The organism is Deltaproteobacteria bacterium, assembly GCA_016930875.1.
In the GTDB taxonomy this organism is placed as follows: domain Bacteria; phylum Desulfobacterota; class Desulfobacteria; order Desulfobacterales.
The window spans coordinates 1-15,804 of record JAFGFW010000002.1 but is presented as its reverse complement, the minus strand read 5'-3'; the positions used below and the strand labels follow the sequence as shown (position 1 = coordinate 15,804).

At 50.5% G+C, this 15,804-nt stretch carries 13 protein-coding genes; 5 read left to right on the top strand and 8 right to left on the bottom strand.

The features are described from left to right. From guaA to JW883_00055, 7 genes are all read right to left on the bottom strand, one after another. On the bottom strand, positions 1-1,530 hold the full coding sequence (gene guaA / locus JW883_00085) for a glutamine-hydrolyzing GMP synthase (GenBank protein MBN1840668.1): 1,530 nt from the start codon (positions 1,528-1,530) through the stop codon (positions 1-3). Further along, on the bottom strand, positions 1,527-2,624 hold the full coding sequence (carA, locus tag JW883_00080) for a glutamine-hydrolyzing carbamoyl-phosphate synthase small subunit (GenBank protein ID MBN1840667.1): 1,098 nt from the start codon (positions 2,622-2,624) through the stop codon (positions 1,527-1,529). The genes guaA and carA overlap by 4 nt, the downstream gene beginning before the upstream one ends. A gap of 1 nt (position 2,625) precedes the next feature. Continuing rightward, the gene (gene hisF / locus JW883_00075; GenBank protein ID MBN1840666.1) at positions 2,626-3,405 is read right to left on the bottom strand and encodes an imidazole glycerol phosphate synthase subunit HisF; all 780 of its coding nucleotides are present in this window, start codon (positions 3,403-3,405) and stop codon (positions 2,626-2,628) included. Next, positions 3,395-4,033: an imidazole glycerol phosphate synthase subunit HisH gene (hisH, locus tag JW883_00070; protein ID MBN1840665.1), complete on the bottom strand. Its 639-nt coding sequence runs from the start codon at positions 4,031-4,033 to the stop codon at positions 3,395-3,397. Before hisH ends, hisF begins: the two co-directional genes overlap by 11 nt. A 149-nt stretch (positions 4,034-4,182) precedes the next feature. Beyond that, positions 4,183-6,060, bottom strand: a complete 1,878-nt coding sequence (locus tag JW883_00065; GenBank protein MBN1840664.1) for an FHA domain-containing protein — start codon at positions 6,058-6,060, stop codon at positions 4,183-4,185. A 276-nt stretch (positions 6,061-6,336) separates the two neighbouring features. After that, entirely contained in the window at positions 6,337-7,287 is a 951-nt protein-coding gene (locus JW883_00060) for an ADP-ribosylglycohydrolase family protein (GenBank protein ID MBN1840663.1), read from the bottom strand. A gap of 156 nt (positions 7,288-7,443) precedes the next feature. Further along, positions 7,444-8,415 carry a glycosyltransferase family 9 protein gene (locus JW883_00055; protein MBN1840662.1) on the bottom strand — a complete coding sequence of 324 codons (972 nt, stop codon included), beginning with the start codon at positions 8,413-8,415 and terminating at the stop codon, positions 7,444-7,446. Between the two features lie 212 nt (positions 8,416-8,627). Here JW883_00055 and lnt point away from each other — a divergent pair, with 212 nt between their 5' ends. The 5 genes from lnt (at position 8,628) to JW883_00030 (ending at position 15,347) form a co-directional block, all read left to right on the top strand. After that, a complete protein-coding gene (gene lnt / locus JW883_00050) occupies positions 8,628-10,196 on the top strand; it encodes an apolipoprotein N-acyltransferase (protein ID MBN1840661.1) in 1,569 nt (522 codons plus the stop codon). A gap of 35 nt (positions 10,197-10,231) precedes the next feature. Then, a protein-coding gene (gene prfB, locus JW883_00045) for a peptide chain release factor 2 (protein MBN1840660.1) occupies positions 10,232-11,327 on the top strand; the annotation gives its coding sequence in 2 pieces (ribosomal slippage) (positions 10,232-10,300 and positions 10,302-11,327; 1,095 coding nt in all). A gap of 227 nt (positions 11,328-11,554) precedes the next feature. After that, positions 11,555-11,920, top strand: a complete 366-nt coding sequence (locus JW883_00040) for a response regulator (GenBank protein ID MBN1840659.1) — start codon at positions 11,555-11,557, stop codon at positions 11,918-11,920. Continuing rightward, positions 11,917-14,496, top strand: a complete 2,580-nt coding sequence (gene glgP / locus JW883_00035) for an alpha-glucan family phosphorylase (protein MBN1840658.1) — start codon at positions 11,917-11,919, stop codon at positions 14,494-14,496. Before JW883_00040 ends, glgP begins: the two co-directional genes overlap by 4 nt. Before the next feature lie 20 nt (positions 14,497-14,516). After that, entirely contained in the window at positions 14,517-15,347 is an 831-nt protein-coding gene (locus JW883_00030) for a hypothetical protein (GenBank protein MBN1840657.1), read from the top strand. A gap of 244 nt (positions 15,348-15,591) precedes the next feature. On the opposite strand, the gene JW883_00025 is transcribed toward JW883_00030, so the two are convergent. Beyond that, positions 15,592-15,804 (bottom strand): hypothetical protein (locus JW883_00025; GenBank protein MBN1840656.1); only part of this gene is annotated, 213 nt, incomplete at its 5' end.

The following is a 15,804-nucleotide window of genomic DNA, read 5'->3' as shown; positions in this document are numbered from 1 at the left end:
CTACTCCCACTCAATCGTACTCGGTGGTTTGGAGCTAATGTCATAGACCACGCGATTGACGCCCCTCACCTCGTTGATGATGCGATTGGAGATCCTGCCGAGCAAAGAATGAGGAAGCTTAGCCCAGTCAGCGGTCATGGCGTCGGTGCTGGTAACGGCCCGAATGGCAACGATGTGTTCATAAGTCCTTTGATCTCCCATGATGCCCACGCTTTTTAGGGGAAGAAGCACTGCAAAGGACTGCCACAGCTTTTTGTAGAGGCCCATTGTTCTGATCTCCTCAAGGAGTATTACATCCACCTTCCGCAAGATGGAAAGTCTTGCCTGGGTAACGTCACTGATAATTCGAATAGCCAGACCCGGTCCCGGGAACGGTTGTCTCCAAACGAGATTTTCAGGGAGCCCCAGCTCTTTCCCGAGCACTCGCACTTCATCCTTGAAAAGGTGCTTCAAGGGTTCAATCAGTTTGAGCTTCATTTTTCTTGGGAGCCCCCCTACGTTATGGTGTGATTTGATCACCGCACTCGGACCTCCAAAGGCCGACCTGGATTCGATGAGGTCAGGATAAAGGGTTCCTTGGGCGAGAAATTCCACTCCTGGGAGCTTGTCAGCCTCCTTCTCAAAGGCCTCTATAAAAATACGACCAATAATCTTTCGTTTTTTTTCAGGGTCTGAAACGCCTTTCAACTCCTTTAGAAACTGCCTTCTGGCGCTGACAAATTTCAGATTCACCTTGAAGTGTTTTCTGAAAAGTCCCTTGATTTGTTCTGCCTCGCCCTCTCTTAAAAGGCCGTTATCCACAAAGATGCACGTTAGCTGCTTGCCGATAGCCTCGTGGAGGAGGATAGCTGTGACAGAGGAATCCACCCCGCCGCTTAGTCCCAGGATTACCCTCTTGTCTCCAACGTGTGACCTTAGATCCCGGACAGACTCCTTGATGAAAGCTTTCATTGTCCAGGTCTTGCTGCAGCCACAGATTCCAAAAAGGAAATTCCTGAGCATCCTTTTCCCCTTTGGTGTATGGACAACTTCGGGGTGAAACTGAAGTCCGTGAAAGTTCTTTGCAACATTTTCCGCGGCCGCCACTCTGGTATTGGACGTTGACGCCGTGATTTTAAAACCCCTCGGCACCTTTGCAATGGTGTCTCCATGGCTCATCCAGCATTCGGTCTTTTTTTCGATTTCACAGAAAACGCCCGTGGCTTTTTTTATGTGGAGTTCGACAAGGCCATATTCTCTTTTTTCAGCCTGCTTGACTTCGCCTCCCAGGGCATCGACCATATACTGCATCCCGTAACAGATGCCGAGGATCGGGATACCCAGGTCAAAAATGCCGGGATCGACCCTGGGACTGTTTTTTTTATAGATACTTGCAGGTCCTCCGGAAAGGATAATTCCTTCGGGGGAGAGTGCTTCAATCCCGGCAAGGCCGATCCGGGGAGATTCAATCTGGCAGTAGACATGGTGCTCACGGACCCGCCTGGCAATGAGCTGGTTATACTGGGAACCAAAGTCAATGATTAGTATCACGTGTGCGCCTTCCCTTTCCTTTGCATCAGGTCAATGAAATCATCAAACAAGTAGCTTGCATCATGAGGGCCGGGAGAAGCCTCAGGATGGTACTGCACAGAGAAGATGGGCAGGGTCCGATGCCTCATACCCTCGAGTGTTTGATCGTTCAGATTGATGTGGGTGATCTCAATTTCCGGATCTTTGATCGATTCAATATCTACACAAAAACCGTGGTTCTGAGCGGTGATTTCCACTTTGCCCGTCAAAAGATTTATTACCGGATGGTTCGCCCCGCGGTGACCGAATTTCAGCTTGTAGGTCTTGCCGCCAAAGGCGAGTCCCAGGAGTTGGTGGCCCAGGCAGATGCCAAAGATGGGATAGTCCGGTATCAGGCTTCTGATTGTATCGACCGAATAGGTGATGGGTTCAGGGTCTCCGGGGCCATTGGAGATAAGGATGCCATCAGGGTTCATGGCCCTGATTTCCTCCGCACTAATGTGAGCAGGCACAACCATTACCTGACAGCCCTTTTCTGCCAGGCTTTGGGCTATGTTGAACTTCATGCCGCAATCGAGTGTGACCACCTTAAAGCGTGCCTCTTTGTCCTGCGGCCACGCGTAGGGCTTGTCACAAGTGACCTCCTTGACCAGATCCAGACCGACTAATCCACGAGAGGCCCTGGCTTTTTCCACCAGGGAATCAGGGTTGAGATCTTTTGTTGAAATGACTCCCTTCATCGCCCCTGACAGTCTGATATGGCGCGTCAGAGCACGGGTATCGATCCCTTCAATGCCGATTATCCCTTCTTTGTTCAAGTAGTCGGCCAGGGTCTGTTCAGATCGCCAATTGCTTGGCACGGGTTCATACTCTCGAACAACAAGCCCCTCAACCCGCACCTTTTCTGATTCAATATCTTCGGAATTGATCCCATAGTTGCCGATGAGGGGATAGGTCATTGTGACGATCTGTCCGTTGTATGAAGGGTCTGTGAGGACCTCCTGGTAGCCTGTCATGCTCGTGTTAAAGACAACCTCGCCCCATGCCTCTCCCTCGCCGGCAAAGGCGTTGCCGCAAAACACTGTTCCATCTTCCAGGGCCAATAATGCCTTCATTCTACCAGCGCATACGGACCTTGACGCCCCGCGCGTTAAGGTCGTCCTTGATCTGCCTGATCGTGTATGTCCCATAGTGAACGATAGAGGCCACAAGGGCGGCATCGGCCTTGCCGTTAGTGAGGACATCATACATATGATTGATGTTGCCTGCGCCACCCGATGCAATCACCGGAATGCTCACGTTTTCGGATATAAGGGGGGTCAAGATCATTTCATAGCCTTGCTGAGAGCCATCTGCATCAATTGAATTCAGGCATATTTCTCCTGCCCCCAGCTTTTCTCCCTCCCTGGCCCAGGCCAGGGCGTCAATGCCCATGTGAGTTCTGCCGCCGTGGATGACTATCTCATAGCCTGACGGTATCTTCTCAGATGGTTCCACCTTTTTGACGTCCATCCCGAGGACGATACACTGGCTCCCGAAAGCCTTGGCCCCCTCTAAGATGATCTCAGGATTCTTGACCGCAGCCGTGTTCACACTAACCTTTTCTGCCCCGGCCAGAAGCACATTACGCATATCCTCAATGGTCCTGATGCCTCCACCCACAGAGAAGGGGATAAAGATCTCTTCAGCCACGCGGCGCACCACCTCTATCATAATGTCGCGCCTATCGCTTGAAGCCGTGATGTCGTAAAAAACTATCTCATCAGCTCCCTGCTCATAGTAGTACCTGGCCATCTCCACAGGATCGCCAATATCCAGGTTTTCCTTGAACTTTATGCCCTTGGTGGTCTTCCCATCCCTCACGTCAAGACAGGGTATTATCCTTTTACTGAGCATAGCCACCATCCCAGTTGCAAAAGTTCTCCAGGATCCTCAATCCGGCAGTGCCGCTTTTTTCCGGATGGAACTGCATGGCAATCAGGTTCTTATAACCGATAACAGATGGGAACTTTATGCCGTAGTCTGTAGTCCCGATCACATGGTTATCAGATGCAGGCGTGGGATAGTAGGCGTGCACAAAGTAGAATTCATCAGCCGCTGTAATTCCTTCCATGACAGGATGTTTCTTCAGTAAAAGGACACCGTTCCACCCCATATGTGGTATTTTAAGGCGCTCTTTTTTTTCAGATAAAAGGGGCTGAGAAAATTGCACGACCTCTCCCCTGATAAGGCCCAAACACCGGGCCTTGTTTTCTTGGCTCTTTTCCAGAATAACTTGGGCCCCCAGGCAAATCCCCAGGAACGGTTTATTGGCCTGGAACTCCTCTTTCAACACTTTATCCAAACCGAGATGTGTCAGATCAGCCATGGCCTTTCCTGCCGCCCCCACACCCGGGAAAATAACCCTTTCGCTCTCCAGGATCTCTTCCCGACGTTGCGTCACGCGACAGGCAAAGCCCAAGCGCTTCACGGCACGTTCCACGCTCTTCAGGTTGCCTGCCTCATAATCGATAATCGCAATCATGGTGGTGTCCTTGTATCACCGGCAGAAATTGTTTCAATGAAAATTTTCTGACTCTCGATATGAATTCAGGCAACGACACGAAATTACAGGGAGTTCCACTAGAAAACTCGAAGGGGAGACGATTCAGGGAGTTCTCTGATGATCACCAGCTATATTATGCGGCCCAACTCGCCAAAATCCAGTGATAGTGTGCGCTTCTCTTCTTCGGACAGGAACTCGACCGACATAATCTCAACTGGATCGGGGTCATCCACTGCAGGAACGATAGTGATGCTGATCCAGGCATCTGTTGTCCGCCCGTATGTGATAAGGCATAAAACAGTGCATCCGGGCGTTGTGAAATGTTTAGAGCTAAATGAATTATTTATGAATTTTACGTAACCCCCGTGCTTTTGAGAAAACCAGGTTCTTGCATGTTCTATTTCCACGGGCAGAGTGCAAAGCTGATAAAGAACTGGTGGCTTTGCCAAGGTGGCGCGATGTTCATCAAGGTCGGCTTGCGTAAGACTCATTGCTTCCTTTGCCATGCCAGCCAGAATATCGATTATGTCATGGTGAATGTATTGATTAACAAAAGACTCATACGTACTGCCGAGGGCACGGATCCGATCAAGATGTTTACCGAGGCAGTCCTTGAAAATAATTGAATCATTAACTTCCTCCCTGGTGGACTGCGTTTCGAGGATGTGGTCTGTTCTAATCGGCAAAGAGGAGCTTCCGAGCATTACTGTTTCGCCAACCGGATCATGATCTACCATCAAGAATTTGAATTCATATGCAGCAAAACATACTCTATCACCGCTTTTCAACTTGACAGGTTTGTTCTGATCGATTCTTTTGTTATTTAAGAAAGTTCCATTCGTGCTCCTGTGATCTTCCAAATAGAAATAGCCGTCACCATATTCGATTGTTGCATGAAAGCTTGAGACTGTTTCTTGCGCAACGACAATATCGTTGCCTAAATCGCGTCCAATGCTTATCCTGTCTTTGTTCAGGACAAAAGGCAGAGATCCCTTAGAGCTGACTTCCTTTAGATCGATCAACTTGGCCTCTGGCATCGGTTGACTTGGCGGGAAAGGCCGGCTTCGCCTACGATCATCTGCCCTGGGTTCCAGCGGCATTCTGGTCTTTTTGAAGAATTTGAGAAGGATCATTATTCCCAACAAAACGCAAGCAACAATGACGGTAAGTAGTGACAAATAGCTTTTCCACGGAGCCGGCCGGTATTCCGCGGCAGGCGGCGGAATTGGCGTAATATCCGGCGATGCAGGCGTAGGCGTTTCGGTTGAAGGTGACGTCAAGGGCACCGTTTTTACTGATGGTTTGTTGATGATCTCATCAATTTTTGTGAAGATACCAGGGATCTCGGCAGCTCTGTACGCTCTGAAATACTCTCCATCCGTCTCAAGCGCCAATGTCTGAATGAGATGGACATCAGCCTTTTCCGTGAATGCGATTCCACAAATCCGTATGCCTGCTTTTTTGCTCTCTCTTGCCAAATCCTCACGCAGCCATTTTTCCCTTTCAATATCCTGGCGCTTGTCTCCAGTATCTACTATGCCGTCAGTCAGGAAAATGATCACTTTTTTGGCTTCGTTTCTGCCGTTCACCTTGAGTTCATAGATGGCCCTTTCTATGCCTGCCGGGCTGTTCGTGAACTGCCCGGCATAATTCACCTTATCGAGGCCTTTGACAAATAATCCACTGGCTTGAGAAGCCGCTCTATCGGTAAGCGGAACGACAAGCCTGGCGTCTTGGTCAAAAATGACCATTCCAATCCGTGATTCACCCGTAAGACCATTCAAGAAGTTCGTTACAACTTCTCTGATAATAAACTCGGGATCGTTTTTTTTCATGCTTCCCGAGTTATCCACAACGAAAAGGACGTCCAGTTTCGATTTGCCCGCGGGCCTTGGGTCCCCGTTGTTACTCGCTGAAGCCCCGGAGCAGAAAACGGCTATGACATAGACTAAGTTTGCGATAACTGCGCACAGAACTTCTTTCTTGATCACAATTTTGGGCTTCATATTGTTCAACAGGCCTTCATCCTAACCCGGATAAACCGGAAATCCGAAGCACGAAGCACGTGCTTCGGATTTCGAGTTTAACATTTTGACTTTTCTGTAAATTGATTAGGTCGACAAGAACATTCTGCCCCAACAAGCACGAATTTCAGAATCAAGGAACTAAGATGATGTTTTCGGAGTCTACAATCACTTCATTATCAGGGAAACCAAAAAGAAATCAACGGATAATTGTAGTTGTTGCGAATTCAGGCGGTTGGAAATGTAACCTGACAAATGTTATAAGATCATCTGCCTTACGCACTTCATCACATAATCCCGCCCTTTGGTTCCGTTTTCAAGGGAGTTTAGCCATTCTTCCGGAATCCGGCCGTACCCGTAAAAGGCGCCGGCAATAGCGCCTGCCATGGCGCCAAGGGTGTCCGTATCCCTGCCCAGGTTTACGGCAAGGACGACCGCTTCCCGAAAGGTATCGGTCAAAGCAAAGGCCCCGATAGCTGCGGGTACGGACTCAATAGCCCTAAGATCCAGTCGATATTGACCCGAAATGGCCTCAATCACCTCAAGCATAGGACCTTTTGCGATCGATTTGATTCGATCGACGGATTCAGCAAACCCCTTGTCCATATCAATCACTTGGGCCGAAATTCTATCCAAGAAGTCTTGCGGCTCTAAAGGCTCATTTGAGAGGCCGCATTGAAGGGCAAGCCCCACGGCCGTGGCCTGTGCCACAGCGCCGGCCAGTCCCTCCGGGTGCTTGTGGGTGATGCGGGCGCTGAGGATGGCGTTTTCTCTAAGGGCCTCCAAGTCACTGTAGTAAAGACAACCAATGGGGGCGATTCTCATGGCAGCGCCATTGCCGAAACTGTCTGTGCCCACCTGGTCCCAGGGCATCCCCTGCCTGATTCTTTCCATCACGCCGAAAATGCGTCGGCCATAGCCACGCCAGGGATCGAAGTTTTCTCGAAATCTCCTGGCACATATCGCGGGATCGAAGCCCCTTTTCTCTGCCAGTGTTTCCAGTATCCCAATCATCATCTGGGTATCATCCGTGTAGCGTCCTTCTCCCCCGATCATGCTGTCAAGGAGGCCAAATTGACCATAGATCGCACTGCGCGGCCACCCCTCGACAGGCTCGCCCAGGGCGTCCCCAACAAAGGTCCCTAAGGCCGAGCCCAGGAATTTGTCCAGTAGATTATCTTTGTCTGGATTCTCGGTTAGTACGGTCATGGGATTCTATGACCCGATTCGTGTAGGTGTTGGAGGTTTGATGACCGCTTTGCTTGAGGTTAGAGCAAAAGGAACTGCGGTCACGGATTTCTTGCCTCCAACCTCTAACCTCCAACCAGGATTGTAAGAAATAACAATATGTTGCAAGGCAACTTCTCAAATGAGCCCGAATTCTCTGACAGCATCGACTACCATTTCCACTGACACCCCCTCCAGACATTGGGGGGTTTCGCAGTTTGTCTTTGCTACCTCAAAACAGGGAGAACAGGCTGTTTCACCCCTGAGAACCTTTGTGGCGTGACCCACTGGCGCCCATCGCTTGGGGTTGGAAGGACCGAAAAGGGCCACCGTGGGAACACCCACAAAAGCGGCAAGGTGGGCCAGGCCTGAATCATTGCCGATGAAACACTTGCATGCCTTGGTGAGAGAGAGCACCGTAGAGAGATCTTCGACTCCACGTACCTCAAATTGCCCTTGTGCCCGGCTTTTAATAACATAGAAAAGGTCAAATTCTGACGGACCTATAAGAAAAACCACTTTTGCAAAATCCATCTCTCTCATAGCATAGGCAAATTCAATGAAGTTCTCCAGAGGCCAGCGTTTTCTTTGACTCCCTGCGCCGGGATGTATGATCACCAGATTCTTTTGCTCCAGAGGCAGATTTTTCTTCTGGAAAAACATTGAGGACGTGTTCAAAGAGGATAGTCCCAAATCTGTAGTGCTTTTCGACAGCCCTCTGGCCTGCATTTGGGTCATCATGTGGGCGGCCACATGTGTCTCGTGTCCTGCCGGGGGGCGAGGGGGCACCCTAAAGGTTTGCCCGCTATGATTCTGCTTGATGTGACTTTCCAGATCCTTTGAGAAACCAATGTAGAAAACAGTATCATATTGATTGATGAAATCTTTGATTTCACGACCCAAGTCGTACGAAAACAACCGACAGAAACGGGCGCTTTCAAGTGGGAAATGGGCGTCCACGACTCTTAGCTTTTTGGCAATTTTGCCAATCTGATTGTTGCACAGAAGGGCCAAAGCCGCCCCCCTTTCTTGTCTCAAGGCTGAAAGGGCAGGAAAGCTCAGGACCACGTCTCCAAGCGCCCCTTGATGGATTACAAGTATCTTCGGCAAATCTGTCCTTTCCATATCCATGGTGAAATGCTAGATGCTTTTGGATCCGTTATCAACGAAATTTATGTTAGGTATCTATTCAGAACATGAGTAACCGTTCACGGGTTCAATGGTTCATGGGTTCACCGAAATCTGAGCTGTCCCAGGAGCAAGGCTAACGAAAGAAAGGTAACCCTGAACGGTGAACCCTGAACCTGTGAACGCCTACGAATATGACAACTTTGCTCAGAAGAAAACGAATTTTTGGCGTCTCTGTGTTCGATGCCATGCTGGCAGCAACTTCAGGGCTGCTTCTCACTGCCTCGTTTCCGAAGATCGATTGGGGATTTCTGGCGTGGATCGCCTTTGTCCCCCTATTATGTGCAATCAAAACGAAGTCTCCCCGCGAGAGCTTCAAGCTGGGATTTTTTACGGGTCTGGCTCACTATGTGACCCTCCTGTACTGGATTGCAGGGGTCATGGAAACCTATGGCCGGTTGCCTGTTGTGGTGTGCTGGAGCATACTGCTCTTACTTGCCATGTACCTGAGTCTCTATCCTGCAGTCTTTGCTTTGTTTGCCAGTCAACTGAGAGGCCGTTCGCCAAAGTATCTGTGGACGGCCCCCTTCTTGTGGGCAGGGCTTGAATATGTCAGGGGCTTCGTTCTGTCAGGCTTTCCATGGGAAAACCTGGGGTACTCGCAATACAACTGGTTGCAACTCATCCAGATTTCGGATATATTAGGTGTATACGGATTGTCAGCCCTAATCGTGGCCGTCAATACCGCGCTCTTTGAATTAGGCAATGCAATCAGTCACAAAGGAACCATTTCGTGGAAGCCGGTGTTAGCCGTAAGCGTCGTAATGACCGGTTTCATTTCTTACGGCCATTGGCGTATTCCGGAAGTCGAAAGGCTTGCCGGAGCAGCGCCCAAACGAGCTGTGGCCCTGGTTCAGGGCAACATTGACCAGTCTAAGAAATGGGTCGAGTCGTTTCAAGGTGAAACCCTGAAGCGCTACGAGAGGCTATCTCTTGGAGTATTGGAAAGCAATCCAGATTTAGTGGTTTGGCCGGAAACTGCTCTTCCATTTTACTTCTTGTACGACGAGACTCTTACGAATCAGGTCGTGGAGTTGGTTCGTACCTCAAAAGTCTGTTTTGTTCTGGGCAGCCCTTCTTTTCGCACAGAGGGGCAAGGGGTTTGCTATCATAACAGCGCCTACTTGCTTGGTCCGACTGGCGACGTCTTGGGCAAATATGACAAGGTGCACCTGGTGCCCTATGGGGAATACGTGCCACTGAAAAGGTTTTTCCCGTTCCTGGGAAAGATCGTGGAAGCTGTCGGGAATTTTGAACCGGGCAAGGAGGGTCAGGTGCTTTCCTTAAATGGTCAAAAACTGGGCGTATTGATCTGCTTTGAGGTCATTTTTGCCGAACTTTCCCGGACAATGGTGCGAAACGGCGCTCAACTTCTGATCAACATCACAAACGATGCCTGGTTTGGCACGTCAAGCGCTCCTTACCAGCACCTTTCCATGATCGTGTTTCGGGCAGTTGAAACCCGTCGAGCTGTCGGCAGGGCAGCCAATACAGGGATCAGCGCCTTCATCGATCCGGTAGGTAGGGTTCTTGATCAAACGCCGTTGTTCGAAGAGGCCGCTCGAACACGCTTACTGCCGATGATGGACGAAAAGACCGTGTATGTGCGTTATGGCAGTTTTTTTGCGATAGGCTGTGTTTTGGTCGGTCTGGCAGCCTGGATGGGAATTCTCATTCAGAAGCCGCAAAACCGCATTTCATAAAATCGCGAAACGATTTTATCAGAGGAGGTATTATCATGTCACTAGAACTAAAGGGCGAAATCGAATCTCTCCAGAACAGACTAGAGCAGCTTAGGGGTTATCTTTGACATAGATAAGAAACAAGAACGACTTGGTGAGATTGAAGCTGTCATATCCAAAAACGGGTTTTGGGATGCGCCAGAAAAAACAAAGGAGATTCTGAAGGAGAGAACAGCTTTGTCTGAAGCCGTTACTGGCTGGCAAAAGCTGGGTCATGAACTTGAAGATGCTGCAATTCTTCTGGTCCTGGCATTAGAAGAGGATGACAAAACAGCTATTGGGGAAGTGTCGGCAACGGTTGAGGCTGTGAGAGAGTCTGTTGACCAGATGGCGCTTGCCCGGATGCTCCACGGCAAGGATGATGAGAACAATGCCATTGTTTCCATCAACGCGGGTGCAGGAGGAACCGATGCCCAGGACTGGGCTGAGATGCTTTTTCGCATGTATGTTCGGTGGGCCGAACGGAAGAAATACGGTGCGACAATCGTGGATTTTCAGCCCGGGGAAGAGGCTGGAATCAAGAGCGTGACGTTTATTGCCAACGGCCTCTATGCCTACGGGTATCTCAAAGGCGAGGTTGGAATTCATCGACTGGTGCGCCTCTCTCCCTTTGATACCAACAGAAAAAGACATACGTCATTTGCTTCAGTCTCGGTCTATCCGGAGATCAATGAAGAAGTAGTCATTGAGATAGATGAAAATGATCTGCGCGTTGAGACATTCCGCGCCAGCGGGGCTGGCGGCCAGCATGTTAACAAGACCAGTTCTGCTGTTCGCCTGATCCATCTGCCAACGGGTATTGTGGTGCAGTGCCAGCAGGAATCTTCCCAGCACCGAAACAGAGCAATTGCCATGAAGGTTCTAAGATCCCGGTTGTACGAACGCGAGGAAGAGAAAAGAGCCGCGGAAAGGCAGGCCGACTACCAGAAAAAGGGAGACATTGCCTGGGGCAGCCAGATCAGATCGTATACGCTTCATCCGTACCAGATGGTTAAGGATCATCGCATCGGGCTTGAGGTGGGAAATGTCAACGATGTGTTAGATGGCAACCTGGATCCTTTTATCGAAGGGGTGCTTCTGGCAACGGATTAGCCCCTTGGAAATTCGTGTTTTTTGTGGCAGAAATATTTGAGGGATTTGGGGGTTGCGCCTAGACGGCTTGAAAACATCGCAGGAATTTAGGAATTAATGGATTTCCGCCCACACCGGGGGATTCCTCCGGGGACATTCTCGGACTCCTGTCGCGTCCGGGCGGGCCTGAATTCCTCAATTTCAAATCTCTCAATTCCGGTTTATCCGGGTTAGGAAAGGGGGACAGGATGGCCAAGATACTAATTGTTGATGACGAAAAAAGCATTAGGGCACTGTGTGCCGAGGAATTGGGCGAGGAAGGCTACGAGGTCATCACAACTGGTGAGGGCAAGGAAGTATTGGCACTCATTGCTTCCGCCCGCCCGTCTGCAGTAGTGCTGGATATCCGGATGGAAGATTGTGACGGACTGGATCTGCTTCAGGAACTGCGAAATACCTACCCGGATTTGCCGATTATTCTCAATACAGCCTACGATTCCTATAGAGAAGACGTCAAATCCGTGGCCGCTGACTATTACGTAGTCAAGTCATATGACCTCTCTGAACTGAAGGCCAAGCTTTCTGCCATTATCAAGAAAGAGGACCGCTTATGAAGGCCATTTACAGATACAATGTCCTTGCCAAACTTCCAGATAGGTTGCAGCCTCTAGTGAAGCTCGCCCACAATCTGTGGTTTACCTGGCATCATGATATCGGCAATCTCTTCAGGCGCATGGACGGAAATCTCTGGGATTTTTCCAGACACAATCCCGTTTATATGCTAGGGGCCATTAGCCAGGACCGGTTAGGGGAATTAGCTGAGGACGCGGGGTTTTTGGCCCAGATGGACCGTTGCAACGAGGAGTTGGAACGTTATCTCTCTGCTGCCCCCCCCTCGTTCTCCGAAGCTCACGGCACAGATGGATTTAAGGTTGCCTATTTTTCGGCAGAATTCGGTCTGGCCGCGTGCTTACGCATCTACTCCGGGGGCTTGGGTGTCCTTGCCGGTGATCACCTTAAATCTGCCAGCGATCTGAATTTTCCCATAGTGGGCGTCGGTCTTTTTTACCACGAGGGTTTCTTCCAACAATACTTGAATGCCGACGGCTGGCAGCAGGAAGCTTATCCTGAAAACGATATTTCCAGCATGCCCATCACTCTCATGAAGGATGAGCATGGCCAACCGATCACGGTGGAGGTCTCCATACGAGGCGAGTCAGTCAAGATCCAGATTTGGCGCGTCATGGTGGGACGGATTCCCCTGTACTTGCTCGATACCAACCTGAAGGGAAACGGATCTGAACATCGCTACATCACTTCCAGGCTCTATGGGGGTGACTTGGATATGCGGGTCCGGCAGGAGATTGTGCTGGGTATTGGCGGCGTTCAAGCCCTCCGCTCCCTGGGCATAGAACCTTCCGCATATCACATGAATGAAGGCCACTCTGCCTTTTCTGCCCTGGAACGTATTCGCATCCTGAAAAACGAGCAGGGCTTGTCCTTTGATGCGGCAAGGGAGTTCGTAATTGCCACAAATGCCTTTACCACCCACACGCCTGTCCCGGCCGGAAACGACATGTTTTCCCCAGATCTTATGCACACTTATTTTGGAGACTATGTGCAGTCTCTTGGCATTGCCTTTAAGGTCTTTTTGGGATTCGGCAGGCAGGACCCTGCAAACGATCAGGAGCCCTTTTGTATGACTGTGCTGGCCTTGAGGCTCTCAGCCCATGCCAACGGGGTTAGCCGGCTACATGCCAAGGTCTCCCGCAACATGTGGCAGAAAATTTGGCCAAAGAATCCTGTGGAAGATATTCCTATCCACGCAATAACTAATGGGATTCACATTCCCTCGTGGATATCGAGAGACATGGCGGAACTTCTTGACCGATACCTGGGCCCCAACTGGGTTGAAGATCCTGATAGCCACAAGGTGTGGAAACATGTGGAGCAGATTCCCGACTCGGAACTGTGGCGAACCCATGAAAGGCGACGTGAGCGCCTGGTCGCCTTTACAAGAAGGAGGTTGCAGACCCAACTCAAGAGCTCTGGCGTCTCAGCCCGAGAACTCAGCGCTGCAGCCCAAGTGCTCAACCCTGAGATACTTACCGTCGGATTTGCCCGTCGCTTTGCCCGGTACAAGCGGGCTGCCCTGATGCTGCAAGATGAAGACCGGCTGATCAACTTGCTGACCGATTCCGAACGACCCGTACAGATCATTATGGCCGGCAAGGCCCACCCCGATGACGCCCCTGGCAAGGAGCTCATCAGGCAAATCATTCACCTTGCAAACGAAGAAGAAGTTCGCCATAGGTTCGTGTTCATTCAGGATTACGATATTCAGGTGGCTAGCATGATGCTTGCAGGCTGTGATGTGTGGCTCAACACCCCCCGGAGGCCTATGGAAGCCTGCGGCACGAGCGGCATGAAGGCTATAGCTAACGGGGTGTTGAACCTGAGCATCCTGGACGGGTGGTGGGACGAAGGCTACGACCAGAGTTACGGATGGGCCATCGGGCGTGGAGAGAGCTATGAGGATCATGACTTGCAGGATGAGGTTGAGAGTCGGGACATTTTCAATCTACTGGAACGTGAGATCACACCCCTGTTTTATGACCGGGGCTTGGATAATCTGCCCCGCGGCTGGCTGGAAAAAATGAAAGCGGCCATATGTCATCTTTGTCCGATTTTTAACAGCCATCGAATGGTTCAGGAGTATTCAGATCGGTTTTATGTCAGCGCCTCGAAGCGTTTCATGGAGCTTTCAAAGGATGAGATGAAGGGCACTAAAGACCTGGCCGTGTGGCGACAGAACCTCCTGACTAGCTGGGATCAGATTCGGATCAACCGGGTGAACGTGCTCGACCATGCCCCTGTGCCGGTGTCCGGCCTCCTCAGGATAGGAGCCGATGTTTTTCTGAATGAACTCCAACCCGATGACGTTGATGTGGACGTCTATTTCGGACCGTTGAGCTTCGAGGATGAGTTCACGGAAAGAGAAAACATACAGATGAAAGCAGTAGATTCTGACGGCAATGGCAATCATCATTTTGAAGGAGAGATTCCCTGCCTGCAGACGGGCAAATACGGGTTTACCATCAGGATCATGCCGAGTCGTCAAAAGATGGAAACGCCCTACACCACAGGCCTGGTGATTTGGGCAAACGACGAGGCGATAGTGACGGGATAAGCAAGAAGCTTTGGAGATTTATGATCCTGTCCTTCCATCCGCGCGTTAAGGGCGATGTCAATCTTCGGCTGACTCTGGCCGGCCTTTTCACGGAAAAAGAAGCAAGGACAATTGCTTCAGCCCGAGCAGTTGTCGTCACCCAGCACATCAAGTCTCACCAGTACGAATTTTGCAAGGCCCGCAGTCCTAACATCTTTCCGAATTACACTCACAGGTTCGGATTTGAGGGAAAGCATGCAAATATCCGGCTCTTTCGAAGATTCCATGCCCCCCACCCTGAAACTGTCTGCTACGAATCGGTAGAAGACTTCACTACGCGTCATTTCAAAAACCAGGAACCACTCATGCCGTTTCCCTTTGTGTTGAAGGGCGATCGAGGCGGCGGCGGCTGGGCGATTTTTTTGGTCAGAAACGAGCGTGAGCTGATGGATCGGCTTGAGATCCTGGATGATACGTATCTTCACGCCACCAGGCGTTTCATTGCTCAAGCCTTTGTCGCTCATGGCGGAAGGGACCTCCGCGTGGTGGTCATCGGCAAGATCGTGAAGGCCTACTGGAGATGCCAGCACAAACCAGGGGAGTTTCGAAACAATGTGGGCAGGGGGGCCGTGATCAACTACGATCTTCACCCCGAACTGACAAGAAAAGGGATAAGGTGCGTGGAAAACTTTTGCTCAAAGACAGGAATCAACCTGGCTGCCTTTGATGTCCTATTTGACCGGAGCCATGTGGAATCAGAACCGCTTCTTTCCGAGATCAATTTTCTCTTTGGCCGCAAGGGCCTTGGTGGTTCCCCTCGTTTCTACGAACTCCTGAACCAGGCGGTTCTGGAGTGGGTGAGTGGTCTGTGAGTTCAAGTAGCTACGATCAAATCTGACATCTATCCCACCACAAGCCCCGCCCAGCCGGGTTTGTGGGCATAGACAGGAAATCACAAGCACGTATGAGCAGCGTCAGAACACAAATACATGCCAGAACAATGTGGCTGGGAAACTGGTTCTTTGAGTGAGGATCAACAAATGAGATATTTATCGCTGGAATCCTAATCCTCGGGGTGCAGAATGATAAAATCTATACTCTTTCTGGAATGCGGTGTTATTGCAGGACTAAGAACGCCCCGCTCTGTTTCTTATGGAACTGATTTTCGGTGGGAATGGTCATCACAAGGATGAAGCTCCCCGTAGCAAGCTGCAGGGTATCAAAGCGAAATCCCGCCGTAGGTCGCCTTGCCTTCGCGCAGCGCAGGCGCTTGCGCCGCGTGTCATCCCTGCAGCAAGTCGCCGACGCGCCATAGCTTGGGCGACGGTG